We start from the raw sequence: 17337 nt of genomic DNA, 5'->3' as shown, positions 1-17337 counted from the left end.
GCGCGCCCCGAAGGTGCGCGCACCCGCTCCCGCCCGCCCAGCTTGCCGGGCCCTCCTGAGTCAGCCCGCCGCGCCCGCGGAGCCGCTCGCGGCGGCCGGTCCTGCGTCCCGCAGCATGCACGTCAGGCGCGCGCTGCACACCCGCTTGCCCTGCTCGTCGCTGATGACGATCTCGTACGTGGCCGTGGAGCGGCCCCGGTGCACGGGCGTCGCCACTCCCGTGACCAGGCCGGAGCGGGCGCCGCGGTGGTGTGTGCAGTTCAGGTCGACGCCGACGGCGAGCTTGTGCACGCCGCCGTGCAGCATCGCGCCGACCGAGCCGAGGGTCTCCGCGAGGACGGCGGAGGCGCCGCCGTGCAGCAGGCCGTACGGCTGGGTGTTGCCCTCGACCGGCATGGTGCCGACGACGCGCTCCGCGGAGGCCTCCAGGACCTGCACGCCCATGCGGGTGCCGAGGTGCCCCGCGGAGAACAGGGACGGCAGATCGACCCCGAGCGAGGCGTACTCGTCGATGACCTCCTGCGGGAACTTCACGTTGTGCTGCTCACCCATGGGGCCCGGCTCCGTTCGTCGTCACACTCGTCACCTGTCGCTGAGCAAACGCTCAGTCGATCGCCGATTGTTCCAGGCGTACGACGACGGACTTGCTGGCAGGGGTGTTGCTGGTGTCCGCGGTGGCCTCCAGCGGCACCAGGACGTTGGTCTCGGGGTAGTACGCGGCGGCGCAGCCGCGGGCCGTCGGGTAGTGCACGACGCGGAAGCCCGGCGCGCGGCGCTCCACGCCGTCCCGCCACTCGCTGACGAGGTCGGCGTACGTCCCGTCGGCGAGGCCGAGCTCCGTGGCGTCGTCGGGGTGGACGAGGACGACGCGGCGGCCGTTCTTGATGCCGCGGTAGCGGTCGTCGAGGCCGTAGATCGTGGTGTTGTACTGGTCGTGCGAGCGCAGCGTCTGCAGCAGCAGCCGTCCCTTCGGGACGGCGGGGTACTCGACGGGTGCCGCCGTGAAGTTGGCCTTGCCGGTGGCCGTGGGGAAGCGGCGCTCGTCGCGCGGGGCGTGCGGCAGGGTGAAGCCGCCGGGGCGTGCCACCTTGGCGTTGAAGTCCTCGAAGCCGGGGACCACGCGCGCGATGCGGTCGCGCACGGTGGCGTAGTCCTTCTCGAACTCCTCCCAGGGCGTGCGGGAGGCGCTGCCGAGGACGCGGCGGGCGAGGCGGCAGACGATGGCGGGTTCGGAGAGGAGCTGCTTGCTCGCGGGTTCCAGGCGGCCGCGGGAGGCGTGCACCATGCCCATGGAGTCCTCGACGGTGACGAACTGCTCGCCGCTGTCCTGGCGGTCGCGCTCGGTGCGGCCCAGGGTGGGCAGGATCAGGGCGCGGGCGCCCGTGACGGCGTGCGAGCGGTTGAGCTTCGTCGAGACGTGGACGGTGAGGCGTGCCTTGCGCATCGCCGCCTCCGTGACGTCGGTGTCGGGGGAGGCCGCGACGAAGTTGCCGCCCATCGCGAAGAACACCTTCGCGTCGCCGTCGCGCAGGGCCTTGATGGCGCGGACGACGTCCAGGCCGTGGTGGCGGGGCGGCGCGAAGCCGAACTCCTTCTCCAGGGCGTCGAGGAAGGCGGGCGCGGGGCGTTCGAAGATGCCCATCGTGCGGTCGCCCTGCACGTTCGAGTGGCCGCGGACGGGGCAGACGCCCGCGCCGGGGCGGCCGATGTTGCCGCGCAGCAGCAGGAAGTTGACGACTTCGCGGATGGTGGGGACGGCGTGCTTGTGCTGGGTGAGGCCCATCGCCCAGCAGACGACGGTGCGCTTCGAGGCGAGGACCATGCGCAGTGCTTCCTCGATGCGGTCGCGGGTCAGGCCGGTGGCCGCCAGCGTCTCGTCCCAGTCGGCGTCACGTGCGGCCCGGACGAACTCTTCGTAGCCGTGGGTGTGTTCGCGGACGAAGTCCTCGTCGACGGCTCCCTCGGTCTCCAGGATGAGCTTGTTGAGGAGGCGGAAGAGGGCCTGGTCGCCGCCGAGGCGGATCTGCAGGAAGAGGTCGGTGAGGGCGGTGCCCTTGAGCATGCCCTGCGCGGTCTGCGGGTTCTTGAAGCGCTCCAGGCCGGCCTCGGGCAGCGGATTGACCGTGATGATCTTCGCGCCGTTGTTCTTGGCCTCTTCCAGGGCGGAGAGCATGCGCGGGTGGTTCGTGCCCGGGTTCTGCCCGGCGACGATGATCAGGTCCGACTTGTGGAGGTCCTCCAGGAGGACGCTGCCCTTGCCGACGCCGATCGTCTCGGTGAGCGCGGAGCCGGACGACTCGTGGCACATGTTCGAGCAGTCGGGGAGGTTGTTCGTGCCGAGCTCGCGGGCGAACAGCTGGTACAGGAACGCCGCTTCGTTGCTGGTGCGGCCGGAGGTGTAGAAGACGGACTCGTCGGGGGAGTCGAGGGCCGCGATCTCCTCGGCGATGATGTCGAAGGCCCGCTCCCAGGAGACCGGCTCGTACCGCTCGGCGCCCTCCGCCAGGTACATGGGGTGGGTGATGCGGCCCTGCTGTCCCAGCCAGTACCCACTGCGGGTGGCGAGGTCCGCGACGGGGTGCGCGGCGAAGAAGTCGGGGGTGACGCGGCGCAGGGTGGCTTCTTCGGCGACCGCCTTCGCGCCGTTCTCACAGAACTCCGCCTTGTGGCGGTGGTCCGGCTCGGGCCAGGCGCAGCCGGGGCAGTCGAAGCCGTCCTTCTGATTGACGCGGAGCAGGGTGAGGGCCGTGCGGCGCACGCCCATCTGCTGCTGTGCCACGCGCAGGGTGTGACCGATGGCGGGCAGCCCCGCGGCGGCGTGCTGGGCCTCGGCGACCTGCGGCGCGTCCTGGACCGGATCGCCCTTGGGCGGCTTGCTTGCCATGGTCGGCTCCCCTTCGAGCACGTGCGTGAGCTATGTCTCCGATCCTCCCACGCGACGGTGACAGTGCCGGGGTCCGGGGCGGTGGAGGGCGGGAGTGTCAGTGGGGCGTGGCAGGATCGGGGACGTGGCAGAAACAGCATCGAAGAAGAAGTCCGAGACCGCGGCGACGAAGGCCCAGAAGGCGGGCGGTGAGCAGCGGCCGCGCCTGCTCCTCATGGACGGGCACTCCCTGGCGTACCGGGCGTTCTTCGCGCTGCCCGCGGAGAATTTCACGACCGCGACGGGCCAGCCGACGAACGCGATCTACGGCTTCGCGTCGATGCTGGCGAACACGCTGCGCGACGAGGCGCCCACGCACTTCGCGGTGGCGTTCGACGTGTCGCGCAAGACGTGGCGCTCCGAGGAGTTCTCCGAGTACAAGGCGAATCGCTCCAAGACCCCGGACGAGTTCAAGGGTCAGGTCGAGCTGATCGGCGAGATGCTCGACGCGATGCGCGCGGTGCGGTTCGCGGTGGACGGCTTCGAGGCGGACGACGTGATCGCCACGCTGGCCACGCAGGCGGAGGCGGCCGGCTTCGAAGTGCTGATCGTCACGGGTGACCGTGACTCCTTCCAGCTGATCACCGACCACGTGACGGTGCTGTATCCGACGAAGGGCGTCTCGGAGCTGACGCGCTTCACTCCGGAGAAGGTCTTCGAGAAGTACGGGCTCACGCCCAGCCAGTACCCGGACTTCGCGGCGCTGCGCGGCGACCCGTCGGACAACCTGCCCGGTATCCCCGGTGTGGGTGAGAAGACGGCCGCGAAGTGGATCAACCAGTTCGGTTCGTTCGCCGAGCTCGTCGAGCGCGCCGAGGAGGTCAAGGGCAAGGCGGGGCAGAACTTCCGCGATCACCTGGAGGCGGTCAAGCTCAACCGCCGCCTGACCGAGATGGTCCGCGACGTCGAACTCCCCAAGGCCGTCGCGGACTTGGAGCGCGCGGCGTACGACCGTACGGCGCTGGCGATGGTCCTGGACACCCTGGAGATCCGTAACCCCTCGCTGCGGGAGCGGCTCCTCGCCGTGGACCCGGGCGCGGAGGAGGCCGAGCAGACCCCGGCCGAGCCCGGAGTGGAGCTGGACGGCGTGGTCCTCGGCGCGGGCGAGCTGGCGCCGTGGCTGGCCGAGCACGGCAACGCGATCCTGGGTGTGGCCACGGTCGACACCTGGCAGCTGGGCACGGGCACGGTCACCGAGGTGGCGCTCGCCGCGGCGGGCGGGGCGGCCGCCTGGTTCGACCCGGCGACCCTGGACGAGGCCGACGAGAACGCCTTCGCGGCCTGGATCTCCGACCCCGCCAAGCCGAAGGTCCTGCACAACGCCAAGGGCGCGATGCGGGTCTTCCCGGAGCACGGCTGGACGGTGGACGGCGTCACCATGGACACGGCCCTCGCCGCGTACCTCGTGAAGCCGGGCCGCCGCTCCTTCGCGCTGGACGCGCTGTCCCTGGAGTACCTGGGGCGTGAGCTGGCGCCCGCCTCCGCGGCCGACGGGCAGCTCGCCTTCGGTACGGAGGAGGACGAGCGGGCCGAGGCCGACTCCCTCATGTCGCAGGCCCGCACCATCCTGGACCTGGGCACGGCCTTCGGCGAGAAGCTGACGGAGGTCGGCGCGAGCGACCTGCTGGCCGACATCGAGCTGCCCACCTCCGCGCTGCTCGCCCGCCTGGAGCGGCACGGCATCGCGGCGGACCGCGCGCACCTGGAGTCGATGGAGCAGCAGTTCGCGGGCGCGGTGCAGCAGGCCGTGAAGGAGGCGCACGCGGCGGCCGGCCACGAGTTCAACCTGGGCTCGCCCAAGCAGCTCCAGGAAGTCCTCTTCGGCGAGCTGAACCTCCCCAAGACGAAGAAGACGAAGACCGGGTACACCACGGACGCGGACGCGTTGGCCTGGCTCGCCGCCCAGACGGAGAACGAGCTGCCGGTCATCATGCTCCGCCACCGCGAGCAGGCGAAGCTGCGCGTCACCGTCGAGGGCCTGATCAAGGCGATCGCCACGGACGGCCGCATCCACACCACGTTCAACCAGACGGTGGCGGCGACGGGCCGGCTCTCCTCCACGGACCCGAACCTGCAGAACATCCCGGTCCGTACGGACGAGGGCCGGGCCATCCGCCGCGGCTTCGTCGTCGGGGAGGGCTTCGAGTCCCTCATGACCGCGGACTACAGCCAGATCGAACTGCGCGTGATGGCGCACCTCTCCGAGGACGAGGGCCTCTTGGAGGCGTTCACGTCCGGCGAGGACCTGCACACGACGGTCGCCTCCCAGGTGTTCAACGTCGACGGTTCCGCCGTCGACGCGGAGATGCGGCGCAAGATCAAGGCGATGTCGTACGGCTTGGCGTACGGGCTGTCCGCGTTCGGCCTCTCCCAGCAGCTGAACATCGACGCGGGCGAGGCGCGTGCGCTGATGGACACGTACTTCGAACGTTTCGGCGGTGTACGTGACTACCTGCGCCGCGCGGTCGACGAGGCCCGCGCCACGGGCTACACGGAGACGATGCTCGGCCGCCGGCGCTACCTCCCCGACCTCAACAGCGACAACCGCCAGCGCCGCGAGATGGCCGAGCGGATGGCTCTGAACGCGCCGATCCAGGGCACGGCCGCGGACATCGTCAAGATCGCCATGCTGAACGTGCACGGGGCGCTGACCGCGGCGAAGCTCGACTCCCGCATGCTGCTGCAGGTCCACGACGAAATCGTCCTGGAGATCGCTCCCGGCGAGCGCGACCGCGTGGAGGAGCTGGTCCGCAGGGAAATGGCCGGAGCGGTGGCCCTGCGGGCGCCGCTGGATGTGTCGGTGGGGGTGGGGCCGGACTGGGAGTCCGCGGCGCACTAGCCCTTCCGGGCGGGGAGGCGGGACTGCCCTCCCGGGCGGGGAACGGGCTGGGTGCCGGGCTTCCCGGCATACGCCTGCGGCTCCGCGGCATCTGCTCGCGCAGTTCCCCGCACCCCTGGGGGCCCGGGCCTGCGGGTTCGTGTGTGCGGGCCCGCGGTGGCCGGTCGCGCAGTTCCCCGCGCCCCTGGGGGTGGCCGGGTCTGCCTGTTTGTGTGTGCGGGCCCGCGGTGGCTGGCCGCGCAGTTCCCCGCGCCCCTGGGGGGTGGCCGGGTCTGCCTGTTTGTGTGTGCGGGCCCGCTGTGGCTGATCGCGCAGTTCCCCGCGCCCCTAACCCACCCGCGCCTCTGCCCCCCCCCTCGCCCCTGGCCCACCTCGCGCCCCTGGCCCACCTCGCGCCCCTGACCCACCCCTCGCCTCTGACCCCCTCGCGCCCCTGACCCACCCCACGCCTCTGACCCCCTCGCGCCCCTGACCCACCCCACGCCTCTGACCCACCTCGCGCCCCTGACCACCCTGCGCCCCTGCCCCACCTCGCGCCCTGCCCCGCCCTCCCAGGGACGCCGGGCCCGTCTTTAGGGGCGCGGGGAACTGCGCGAGCAACCACAACGCACCCGCAGGCAAAGGCGAGCGCGTCACCCCCCCAGGCGGGCGGGGAACTGCGCGACGAGCCACAACGCACCCGCAGGCAAAAGCGAGCGCGTCACCCCCCAGGGGCGCGGGGAACTGCGCGACCAGCCACGACGCACCCGCAGACACAGACGACGCGCACCCCGCCCAAGCCCAGCGCACCGGCGCCGCCCCACGCAGTGGACCCCGCCCAAGCCCAGCGCAGCGGCCCCTCACTCGCGTGGCCCCCGGCAGAGCGCCCCCCTGCGAAGGGCAGGGTCAGGATGAGCGCATGGTTTCTCACCTGCGAAAGTGCCGGACGGCTGTCGCCGCGGCGCTCACCACGGCCCTCCTGGTCCCCATACCGGCAACCGCCGCAGAAGCCAGTGACCTGCAGGGCGCAGCCCTCTGCACGGCAGGCCGTGACCGTACTCTCGCCGCCCGGATGTCGAAGGACATCAGGGCGGCTTTGTCGTCCCGGGCCGGCACGGTCTCCGTATCTGTGCACGACACCCGCACCGGCCTCGTCTGCGAGCTGGCGAGCCAGCGCCGTTACGACGCGGCGAGCGTCTCCAAGCTCCTGATGATGGAGGCGGCCCTGCGCCGCGCCCAGGAGTGGCGCCGGGACCTCACCGGCTGGGAGCGCCGAAGGATCCGCCCCATGATCACCGTTTCGGACAACGACGCGGCACAACGGCTCTGGAACGACCTCGGGTACTCCTACCTCTCCCGCTTCCTGCGCCGCGTCGGCACCACGGCCACCACCCTCGGTTCGTACGGCCGTTGGGGCCTGACCGGCACCACCGCCGCCGACCAGTCGCGGCTGCTGGACGTGTTGACGGGGGCCCGCGACATTCTCACGCCGGGCTCGCGGGCGTACGGGCTGCGGCAGATGGCCGAGGTGCGGCACGACCAGCGCTGGGGGGTGCCCGCGGGGATGCCGCTCGGCGTCCGCGCCCACCTCAAGAACGGCTGGCTGCCGCGGGCCACGCACGGCTGGCGGGTGCACAGCGTCGGCGTGTTCACCGGCGGCGACCGCACCTACCGCATCGTCGTCCTCTCGCACGACAACCCGACGATGGCGTACGGCGTACGCACCATCGAGCGCATCGCGCAGGCCGTGCACCGCGGCCTCAACAAGGGCCGCGGCATCGGCCAGGGGCTGACCCCCGAGAGCGAGATCAGCGAGGTCCCGGACGGGTCGGCGCCCGCGGAGGAAGAGGGCCAGGACCCCACCGCGTAACAGACCTGTCGCGGCCACTTGGCCAACTGGTAAAAACCGGGCACGAACGGGTGCCTGGGCACGCGAAGTTGTCGTAGTGTCGCCTGAGTCGACCCACCGGGAGTACGCGCGTGCGAAGGTAGGCGTGTCCATGCAGGACAGCGCCAACGAGGTGGGGGCGGCGCGCAACAGTCGTCAAAAGGGGAGGGGTGGCTCGGTCATGGCGCCGGTATTCGGCAGGCGGCTGCGCAGAGGAACGATGACCGCCGCGGTGGCCGCGGCGGCGGTGGCGGCCCTCGCCGCGTCGCAGGCCCCGGGCGTGACGGACGTACCGCGTGACGGGCAGGCCGCGGGCGCTTCGGACACCCCGCCGCCGTCCGGCGACTCCGCGACCGGTGACTCCCCGTACTACACCGAACTGCCGGACCTGAAGAGCCCGGTCCCGCCGAAAGACGGTGACAAGAAGGCCCAGGCGGGCGTGCCGGCCACGGTCCTGGACGCGTACAAGAAGGCCGAGACCGCGCTCAACACCGACAAGCCCGGCTGCAACCTGCCCTGGCAGCTGCTCGCCGCGATCGGCAAGGTCGAGTCGGGCCACGCGAGCGGCGGCCGTGTCGACGCGAACGGCACGACGCGCGAGCCGATCCTCGGCCCGCCCCTGAACGGCAACGGCTTCGCGAAGATCACCGACACCGACAAGGGCGCGTACGACGGTGACCTGGCGCACGACCGCGCGGTTGGCCCGATGCAGTTCATCCCGTCGACGTGGGCCACCTCGGGCCGCGACGGCAACGACGACGGCAAGAAGGACCCCAACAACATCTACGACGCGGCGCTCGCCGCGGGCCACTACCTGTGCGCGAACGGCCGTGACCTGTCCGTCGAGGAGGACCTGCACAAGGCGATCCTGAGCTACAACCGCTCGACGGAGTACCTGAACACGGTCCTGTCGTGGCTGGAGTTCTACCGCAAGGGCACCCACGAGGTACCCGACGGCCAGGGCGTGCTGCCCGACGAGCGCAGCGACAGCCGCGTCCCGGGCATCGTGCCGAGCCTGAGGACGCCGGCTCCGCCCTCGTACAAGCCCAACCCGAAGCCGGGACCCGGCAAGGACAAGCCCGGCGACAACCCCGGCAACAACGGCGGCAACAACGGTGGCAAGCCCAAGCCGCCGGACGGTGGCGGCGACAAGCCGACCCCCCCGTCGCCGTCCGAGCGCGTCGGCTCCCTGGCGAACGCCGGCACGGGCGACCTCGTCGCGCGGACGGGTGACGCCTTCACCGAGCGTGTGGCGGTGCGCGCGCTGACCAAGTCGGGCGCGTACGTGCCCAAGGCAAAGGTGAAGTTCACCGTCAGCGGTGACACGGATGCCCGCTTCGAGGGCGGCGCGCGGAGCGTCACCGTCACCACGAGCACCTGGGGCAAGGCCACCGCCCCGGTGCTCGAAGCGGGCCAGAAGACCGGCGACTTCACCGTGCGGGCCACGGTCGTGGGCCGCACGCTGCCGGGCATCGACTTCGACGCCGAGGTCACCGCGCGCCGGGCCGACGCGCTCGCCAGGACCAGCGACAAGGCGCTGGTCTGCGAGGCGGGCAAGGAGTTCGCCGACCGGGTCGAGGTCAAGGCGACGTACAAGGGCGATGCGGCCGACGGCGTCGCGGCCACCGCCACGATGATCAAGTCGGCGTCGGACGCGACGGCCAACGACAAGGGCCCCTACTTCAAGGGCGCGGACGGCAAGCCGGTCCGCACGCTCCAGGGCCTGAAGACCGACGCGAACGGCCTGCTGAAGCTCCCGAGGATGTACGCGGACGACGCGGCGGGCACGTATCTGCTGCGCATCGTCACGGAGGGCGGCGGCACCCTCACCGTCGAGCTGAAGGTGAACGCTGCGGAGCCGGACACGACCCCGACGCCGTCGGAGTCGCCGAGCACCACTCCGAGCACCACCCCGAGCGCGTCGACCGGCACCGAGCGCCGCTGACCGCACGTCCCGACCGCCCCTCCGCCACCCACGGCGGAGGGGCGGTCGGTGTTTGTGCAACGTGTTCTCATCTCGCCCGTCCGTTGCTACGGTGCCCGCCCTGACGTCCTGTCAGTTCCGGCCGCAAGCCGAATCGGAGGCCCCGCATGCGCGCCCTCATCGCCGCCGCCACCGGCCTCGCCGTCGCGCTCGCCCTGGTCCTGACGATCACGGCGATCGGCTCCCCGTCCGGCGAGACGTCCCCCGAGCCGCTCCTCACCACCGTCCCCGAGCACCCATAAGGGAGGGCCGCAGCGATGCGCCGCAAGGCCAGCCTCGTCCTGCTCGCCTTCGCCGTGTTCTTCACGGCCATGTCCCCGCTCATGCGCTGGTACGCCTTCCCGCGGCTCGCGAAGATCCCGCCGAGCCAGTACCAGGAGATGGTCCTGGAGGCGGATGACCCGACCCTCATCGACTACGGCTCCATGAAGGCCAAGAAGATCGACAAGGTCACCATCGTGCAGACGCTCAAGGGCAACGTGGAGGCCTCCGAGAAGATCGAGAAGAGCGCCGACCGCGATGTCGTCGTCTGGGACACCCTCTCCTACGTGGAGGACGACAAGGGCAAGATGGTCTCCAAGATCCCCGAGCGCTACATTTTCGACGCGCACAGCCAGGAACCCGTGCACGCCACGGGCGAGGCGGTCGACGGGGACCCGGTCAAGCGCGAGGGCCTCGAGTTCAAGTGGCCCTTCCTCACCGAGAAGCGGGACTACGAGTACTTCGACGCGCAGGCCCGCATCACGAGGCCCATCCACTACAAGGGCACCCAGGACTTCCGCGGCCTGAAGGTCTACTACTTCGAGCAGACCATCCCCTGGACCAAGGTGCCCTTCCCCAAGACGATGCCCGTCAAGGGCATCACTCCGGAGTCCCTCGCCAAGACCGGCACCACCCGCTGGTACACCACCGTCCGCAAGTTCTGGGTCGAGCCGACCACCGGAGCACCTGTCTACGGAGAGGAGATCCAGAACAACGAACTGCGCGGCGGCACGCTCCTGGGCGACCGCGACAAGGTCACCGTCTTCTCCGGACACGTGAAGATGCGCGAGGACTACATCAAGGACACCGTCGACCTGGTCAAGTCCCAGCGCGTCCTGGTCCTCCTGCTGACCGCGTACCTCCCCTGGGGCTTCCTGACCCTCGGCATCCTCCTGCTGGCCCTCTCCCTCTGGCTGGAGGCCCGCGGCCGCAGGCCCGGCGACCCGGCACCGACCACGGAGAACGACCCCGAGCCGGAACCGGTGAAGGCCTAGGAGCCGGAGCCGGAGCCGGAGCCGCGTCCGGCCTGGCGGGCCTTGGTGTACCGGGTCGGCTCCGCCGTCGCCGGGTCCTCCGGCCACGGGTGCTTCGGATAGCGGCCGCGCAGATCGGCGCGGACCGCGCGGTAACCCGTCCGCCAGAAGGAGGCCAGATCGGCGGTGACGGCCGCCGGACGCCCCGCGGGGGACAGCAGGTGCACGAGCACCGGTACGCGGCCGCCCGCGATCCTCGGCGTCTCGGCGAGGCCGAACATCTCCTGCAACTTGACGGCGAGCACCGGCTGCTCGGGGTCGAAGTAGTCGACCCGGACCCGGGACCCGCTCGGCACCTCGAGCCGCTCCGGAGCGAGCTCGTCCAGGCGGCCGGCCTCCCCGGTGGCCCACGGCAGGAGCCGCCCCAGAGCCTGCCCGGCGTCGATGCCCGCCAGGTCGGCCCGGCGCCGGGCCCGGGAGAGCTCGGGCTCCAGCCACTCGTCCACGCGCGCGTGGAGCGCGTCCTCCGATACGTCGGGCCAGGGCGCCCCGAGGTGGCGGTGCAGGAACGCGAGCCGCTCCCGCAGCTCCCGCGCGCCCCGCGACCACTTCAACAGCCCGGTCCCCTCCTCCCGCAATCCGGTCAGGAGCGCCTCCCGCACCAGCCGCGGGGCGGGCTTCTTCAAGGGCCGCACCGTCAACTCCACGGCGCCCAGACGCTCCACGTGCCGCGCCACGAGCTCGCCGCCGCTCCAGGCCACCTCGTCGCCCTCGAAGTACAGCGGTGCGGCGGCGCTCCGGGCGACATCCTCGTCGACGGGCGCGGCGAGGAGCACGCGCGCGTGGCCCGCGCCCACCGGCCGGTCGGCCACGGCCACGGCGAGCCACCGCGCCCCGGCCGACACGGACCCCTGCCGCGCCTCGGCCCGGGTCCCGCCCGCCATGAGATACGTCCCGCCGCCCACGCTCCGGGCCACCCGCTCCGGAAACGCGAGAGCGGCCACCAGACCGGCGACGTACTCGTCGCTCCCGCCGCCGACGCCCTCGGCGGGTCCACCGGGCGCCGCCGAGGCGAGGCGCCCGGCCTCGGCCCGCCACCGCGCCCCGTACGCGTCCTGCCCGCGCCGCGCCGCACGCCAGGCACCCGCGAGGTCGTCGCCGTACTCACGGGGCGGCTCCTCGCTCAGCAGCGCCACCGCCTCCGCCGCCCGGCGCGCGCCGACCCGCGGCGCCGCGTCCAGGAGAGCCCGCGCGAGGCGGGGATGCAGACCCACCCGGGACATCCGCGTGCCCCGCTCCGTCGCCCGGCCCGTCCCCGCGTCCACCGCGCCCACCGCCACGAGGACGTCCCGCGCCGCCGCCATCGCACCGCCCGGCGGCGGATCGAGAAGAGCCAGCCCGGCGGCGTCCGGATCGCCCCAGCACGCCGCCTGCAGCGCGAACGCCGCCAGGTCGGCCACCTTGATCTCGGGGGCGGGAAAGCGCGGCAGCCGCCCGTCCTCCGCCTCCGCCCAGCACCGGTACACCGCCCCCGGCGCCTCCCGCCCGGCGCGGCCCGCCCGCTGCCGCCCCGCCGCCTGCGAGGCCCGCACGGTCGCCAGCGCGCTCAGCCCGCGCGCGTGGTCCACCCGCGGCTCCCGCGCGAGCCCCGAATCCACGACGACCCGCACTCCGGGCACCGTCAACGACGACTCCGCCACCGACGTGGCCAGCACCACCCGCCGCCCGTCCGACCCGGCGAGCACCGCGTCCTGCACCGCGGCCGGGGCTCGCCCGTGCACCTGCAGCACCTCCACACCGCCGAGGCCCGTCAGCTGCCCGGCCACCCGTGAGATCTCGCCGACCCCGGGCAGGAAGCACAGGACGTCCCCCTCCCGCTCGGCCAGCGCCCTGCGCACCACCGACGCCACATGGGTCAGCAGCGCCGGATCGACCCGCATCCCGTGCGGCGGCCGCACCGCGCGCGGGGGCGGCGCCCACACGATCTCCACCGGGTGCGCGGTGCCCCGCGCTTCCACCACCGGCGCGTCGCCGAGGATCCGGGACCAGCCCTCCGCGTCGGTCGTCGCGGACGCCGCCACCAGACGCAGCTCGGGCCGCAGCGCAGCCCGCACGTCCACCAGGAACGCCGCCACCGTGTCCGCGTCCAGATGCCGCTCGTGACACTCGTCGAGGACGACGACATCCACACCGGCCAGCTCCTGGTCGCGCTGCAGCCGTTGCAGCAGGACACCCGTCGTCACGACCTCCACGCGCGTGGAGGGGCCCACCACGCGCTCACCGCGCACCGTGTAGCCGACGCTGTCGCCCACCTTCTCGCCGAGCAGCCACGCCATGCGCCGCGCGGCGGCCCGGGCGGCGATGCGGCGCGGCTCGGCGACGACGACACGGCGTACGCCGTCATGGGCGCCCGGCACGTCGACCAGGCCCGCGAGCGCCAGCGGCACCAGCGTCGTCTTGCCCGTGCCGGGCGGCGCGCAGAGCACCGCGCTGCCCGGCCCCTCCAGAGCGTCGGAGAGAGCGGGCAGCGCGTCACGTACGGGCAGTTCCAGGGCGGCGGGGTTACGGATCACCCGCTCAGTCTCGTACGCACACGTAGATGGCCGTCCCCGGGATCAGGTTTCCGCGCAGCGGGGACCAGCCGCCCCACTCCTGCGTGTTCCAGGCGGGCCACTCCGGCTCGACGATGTCGACGAGCCGGAACCCGCCGGCCACGATGTCCCGCACCCGGTCGCCGATGGTCCTGTGGTGCTCCACGTAGACGGCGTTTCCGTCGTCGTCCTGCTCCACATAAGGAGTGCGGTCGAAGTAGGAGGCCGCTACGGAGAGGCCCTCCGGACCCGGCTCGTCCGGGAACGCCCAGCGGATGGGGTGGGTCGCGGAGAAGACGAACCGCCCGCCGGGCCGCAGCACCCGGCGCACCTCCTTGAGGACCTGCACGGGGTCGGCGACGAACGGCATCACGCCGTAGGCGGAGCAGACGAGGTCGAAGGAGCCGTCCTTGAAGGGCAGCACTCCCGCGTCGGCCTGCACCAGCGGGACGTCGCCGCCGATCCGCAGCGCGTGCTGGAGCTGGCGGTGCGAGAGGTCGAGGGCCACCGGGCGCGCGCCCTGCGAGAGCAGCCAGCGCGAGCACTGCGCGGCACCGGAGCCGATCTCCAGGACGTCCTTGTCCTTGAGCTCCTCGGGCGGACCGAGGAGCTCCGCCTCCACCTCGTCGAGCCCCTCGGGGCCCCACACGAAGCGGTCGTCCCCGAGGAACGTGCCGTGCTCGATCTGGTACTCGTCGGCATTCCGGTCCCACCAGCCGCGGTTGGCGCGACTGCTCTCCGTGACGTCGGCGTCACGCCTGGTGGCCTCGGGCTCGGGCGGCTCGGACTCTTGGATGATCGGCTCCATCGTCGTAATCTGCTGTGCCTTTGCGTATTCCGTCGAATTCCTCGGCGCGGAGGGGCGCGGTGCGGCCCGTGTGGCCTGAGGCGACAGGTTTTGTGCCGGGTATGCGGCGATCCGCCCCGGGTGTGCGCCTTCGCGCATTGACCCTGTCCGGCTGCCCCCGTATGCTACAAGTTGCGCTGCGAGCCTGCGCTCCTCAGACATAGCAGGCTGCGCTCGCGTCTGTTGTATGTCCCCTCGGTTGTCGAGGCGCCTTCCCTTGCCGGAAGCCGCGCCTCCTAGGCTGTCCGGCTTCTGCAGAGCGAAATCGGCTCCCGGCGTTGCAGTACCTACGACTTCAATGTCCGTACCGGAGCCCTAACCCACATGACGAGCAGCACCGAGACCACCGCCACCACCCCGCAGGTAGCGGTCAACGACATCGGTAACGAGGAAGCCTTCCTCGCCGCGATCGACGAGACGATCAAGTATTTCAACGACGGCGACATCGTCGACGGCGTCATCGTGAAGGTCGACCGGGACGAGGTCCTGCTCGACATCGGTTACAAGACCGAAGGCGTCATCCCGAGCCGCGAGCTCTCGATCAAGCACGACGTCGACCCGAACGAGGTCGTCAAGGTCGGCGACGAGATCGAGGCCCTGGTTCTCCAGAAGGAGGACAAGGAAGGCCGTCTGATCCTGTCCAAGAAGCGCGCTCAGTACGAGCGTGCCTGGGGCACGATCGAGAAGATCAAGGAAGAAGACGGCATCGTCACCGGTACCGTCATCGAGGTCGTCAAGGGTGGTCTCATCCTCGACATCGGCCTCCGTGGCTTCCTGCCGGCCTCCCTCGTCGAGATGCGCCGCGTCCGCGACCTCCAGCCCTACGTGGGCAAGGAGCTCGAGGCCAAGATCATCGAGCTGGACAAGAACCGCAACAACGTGGTCCTGTCCCGCCGTGCCTGGCTCGAGCAGACCCAGAGCGAGGTCCGCCAGACCTTCCTCACGACCCTGCAGAAGGGCCAGGTCCGCTCCGGCGTCGTTTCCTCGATCGTCAACTTCGGTGCGTTCGTGGACCTCGGTGGCGTCGACGGTCTCGTCCACGTCTCCGAGCTTTCCTGGAAGCACATCGACCACCCCTCCGAGGTTGTCGAGGTCGGCCAGGAAGTCACCGTCGAGGTTCTCGACGTGGACATGGACCGCGAGCGTGTCTCCCTGTCGCTCAAGGCGACGCAGGAAGACCCGTGGCAGCAGTTCGCCCGCACGCACCAGATCGGGCAGGTCGTTCCCGGTAAGGTCACCAAGCTCGTTCCGTTCGGTGCGTTCGTGCGCGTCGACGAGGGCATCGAGGGCCTGGTCCACATCTCCGAGCTGGCCGAGCGCCACGTGGAGATCCCGGAGCAGGTCGTCCAGGTCAACGACGAGATCTTCGTCAAGGTCATCGACATCGACCTCGAGCGTCGCCGGATCTCGCTGTCGCTGAAGCAGGCCAACGAGTCCTTCGGCGCCGACCCGTCGGCCGTCGAGTTCGACCCGACCCTGTACGGCATGGCCGCGTCCTACGACGACCAGGGCAACTACATCTACCCCGAGGGCTTCGACCCCGAGACCAACGACTGGCTCGAGGGCTACGAGACCCAGCGCGAGGCCTGGGAGACCCAGTACGCCGAGGCGCAGCAGCGCTTCGAGCAGCACCAGGCTCAGGTCATCAAGTCGCGCGAGGCCGACGCCCAGGCCGAGGCCGAGGGTGCGGCGGCTCCGGCCGGCGCCGCTCCGGCCGCGTCCGGTGGCGGCGGCGGTTCGTACTCCTCGGAGTCGGACGACAACTCCGGCGCGCTGGCTTCGGACGAGGCGCTTGCCGCGCTGCGTGAGAAGCTTGCCGGCGGCCAGAGCTGAGGCTCGCCTCTAGGCGGTTGTAGCTGAACACTGCGGGCCCGCATCCCTTCGGGGGTGCGGGCCCGTTGTGCGTTCCGATTCGGGTGCGGGGCTGTGGGGGCTGGGCGCGCAGTTCCCCGCGCCCCTGTAGGGCTCGTCCCTGCGGGACTTGCCCTCTACGGGGTGACCGGGATGTTCGTCAGGCCCCGGCCGCCGGTCACCGTGTTGCTGGCGTAGACCGTCGTCCGGCAGCTGCCGCTCTGGTTCGTCACGTTGATGGCAAGTTGCCGGTCGCCCGTCGCGCCCGTCAGAGTCGACTTGTTGCCGCGGAAGACCGTGCCGCAGCCCCAGCCCGGCTGCTGGGTGTGGGTCTCGTAGCCGTTGTTCAGGGTGTTCTTGCCGGTGTTGTTCTCGATGACGTAGTTGTTGCCCTTCACGTCGACCCATGAGTCGTCGTAGTGGACGCCGGTCAGGCCTCTGCCGTCGAACGTGTTGCCCGCGACCTTGCCGCCGGTCGTGCCCTCCTTGAGGTCGATGGCCTCGCCGCCGACGTCCGGGCCGATGGTGTTGCCGAGGATCTGCACGTTGTCGCTCTTGTCGGAGAGCGTGTTGGCGGTGCCTACGTAGATGCCCTCTCCCATGCCGCGGCCGTCGTTCCCGGTGTCGTGGATGCGGGAATCGCGGATCACGCCGTCCCTGCTCGACTTCCGGAAGTGGACGCCCTCCATGTCGAGGCCGTGGACCGTGACGGTGTCCACGACGACGCCCCGCGCGGAGTCGATCATGATGCCTTTCTGGCCGCCGGTGACGGTGACGCCCTTCACCGTCCAGTACGCGGCGCCGTTCAGGTGCAGGCCGTAGCCGCTGCCCGCCTTGAGTACCGCCTTCGGTGAGCCGGTCAGCGTGATGCGGGAGCCGGCGGTCGCGGCCACGGTGGTCTTGAAGTTCCCGGAGTACGTGCCGTCGGCGAGGTGGATCGTGTCGCCGGGGGAGGCCTCGGTGAGCGCCGCCTTGAGTTCGGCGGCCGTGGAGACCTCGATGGTGCGGGCGGGCGCCGCGGTGGAGGCGGTCGCGGCCGGGGGCAGAGCCAGGGCCAGGGCCAGGGTCGCGGAGGCGGTGGTCGCCGTGAGCAGGGTCGCCGGCAGGGTTCGTCGGGTGCGCATGTGGGGGTGACCTTCCCGTCGGAGGCGTGGCGTGGCGTTCTCGTACGTGAACTTCGAGTCCCCATATGAACGTTGG

At 71.4% G+C, this 17337-nt stretch carries 11 protein-coding genes; 6 read left to right on the top strand and 5 right to left on the bottom strand.

Annotated features, from left to right (window positions below; translation table 11 throughout):
- Window positions 1-60: 60 nt before the first annotated feature.
- Window positions 61-552: a PaaI family thioesterase gene (locus ACI2L3_RS18785; protein WP_404753455.1), complete on the bottom strand. Its 492-nt coding sequence runs from the start codon at window positions 550-552 to the stop codon at window positions 61-63.
- A 52-nt stretch (window positions 553-604) separates the two neighbouring features.
- Window positions 605-2884 (bottom strand): FdhF/YdeP family oxidoreductase, encoded by a 2280-nt coding sequence (locus ACI2L3_RS18780; RefSeq protein ID WP_404753454.1) that lies wholly within the window; start codon window positions 2882-2884, stop codon window positions 605-607.
- Window positions 2885-3098: 214 nt separating this feature from the next.
- Between ACI2L3_RS18780 and polA the strand changes: the two genes are divergently transcribed.
- The 5 genes from polA (at window position 3099) to ACI2L3_RS18755 (ending at window position 10869) form a co-directional block, all read left to right on the top strand.
- Window positions 3099-5762 carry a DNA polymerase I gene (gene polA, locus ACI2L3_RS18775; RefSeq protein WP_404753691.1) on the top strand — a complete coding sequence of 888 codons (2664 nt, stop codon included), beginning with the start codon at window positions 3099-3101 and terminating at the stop codon, window positions 5760-5762.
- A 1051-nt stretch (window positions 5763-6813) separates the two neighbouring features.
- Window positions 6814-7611, top strand: coding sequence for a serine hydrolase (locus tag ACI2L3_RS18770; RefSeq protein ID WP_404753453.1), 798 nt, complete (start codon window positions 6814-6816; stop codon window positions 7609-7611).
- A 199-nt stretch (window positions 7612-7810) separates the two neighbouring features.
- Complete coding sequence (locus ACI2L3_RS18765; protein WP_404753452.1) at window positions 7811-9574, top strand: lytic transglycosylase domain-containing protein; 1764 nt, start codon at window positions 7811-7813, stop codon at window positions 9572-9574.
- Window positions 9575-9720: 146 nt separating this feature from the next.
- Window positions 9721-9855 carry an SPW_0924 family protein gene (locus ACI2L3_RS18760; protein ID WP_404753451.1) on the top strand — a complete coding sequence of 45 codons (135 nt, stop codon included), beginning with the start codon at window positions 9721-9723 and terminating at the stop codon, window positions 9853-9855.
- Window positions 9856-9870: 15 nt separating this feature from the next.
- On the top strand, window positions 9871-10869 hold the full coding sequence (locus tag ACI2L3_RS18755; RefSeq protein ID WP_404753450.1) for a DUF3068 domain-containing protein: 999 nt from the start codon (window positions 9871-9873) through the stop codon (window positions 10867-10869).
- Here ACI2L3_RS18755 and hrpB read toward each other — a convergent pair.
- Window positions 10866-13421, bottom strand: a complete 2556-nt coding sequence (gene hrpB, locus ACI2L3_RS18750; protein WP_404753449.1) for an ATP-dependent helicase HrpB — start codon at window positions 13419-13421, stop codon at window positions 10866-10868. The two genes, ACI2L3_RS18755 and hrpB, sit on opposite strands and share 4 nt — an antisense overlap.
- Window positions 13422-13425: 4 nt before the next feature.
- Window positions 13426-14247, bottom strand: a complete 822-nt coding sequence (locus ACI2L3_RS18745; protein WP_404753448.1) for a class I SAM-dependent methyltransferase — start codon at window positions 14245-14247, stop codon at window positions 13426-13428.
- 363 nt (window positions 14248-14610) lie between these two features.
- On the opposite strand from ACI2L3_RS18745, the gene rpsA reads away from it, so the two are divergent.
- Window positions 14611-16119 carry a 30S ribosomal protein S1 gene (rpsA, locus tag ACI2L3_RS18740; protein ID WP_205040278.1) on the top strand — a complete coding sequence of 503 codons (1509 nt, stop codon included), beginning with the start codon at window positions 14611-14613 and terminating at the stop codon, window positions 16117-16119.
- 155 nt (window positions 16120-16274) lie between these two features.
- On the opposite strand, the gene ACI2L3_RS18735 is transcribed toward rpsA, so the two are convergent.
- Window positions 16275-17261 carry a right-handed parallel beta-helix repeat-containing protein gene (locus ACI2L3_RS18735; protein WP_404753447.1) on the bottom strand — a complete coding sequence of 329 codons (987 nt, stop codon included), beginning with the start codon at window positions 17259-17261 and terminating at the stop codon, window positions 16275-16277.
- Between the last annotated feature and the right edge of the window lie 76 nt (window positions 17262-17337).

This window comes from Streptomyces sp. NPDC029674 (genome assembly GCF_044903205.1).
Classification (GTDB): domain Bacteria; phylum Actinomycetota; class Actinomycetes; order Streptomycetales; family Streptomycetaceae; genus Streptomyces.
This window is presented reverse-complemented; position numbering and strand designations above follow the sequence as displayed.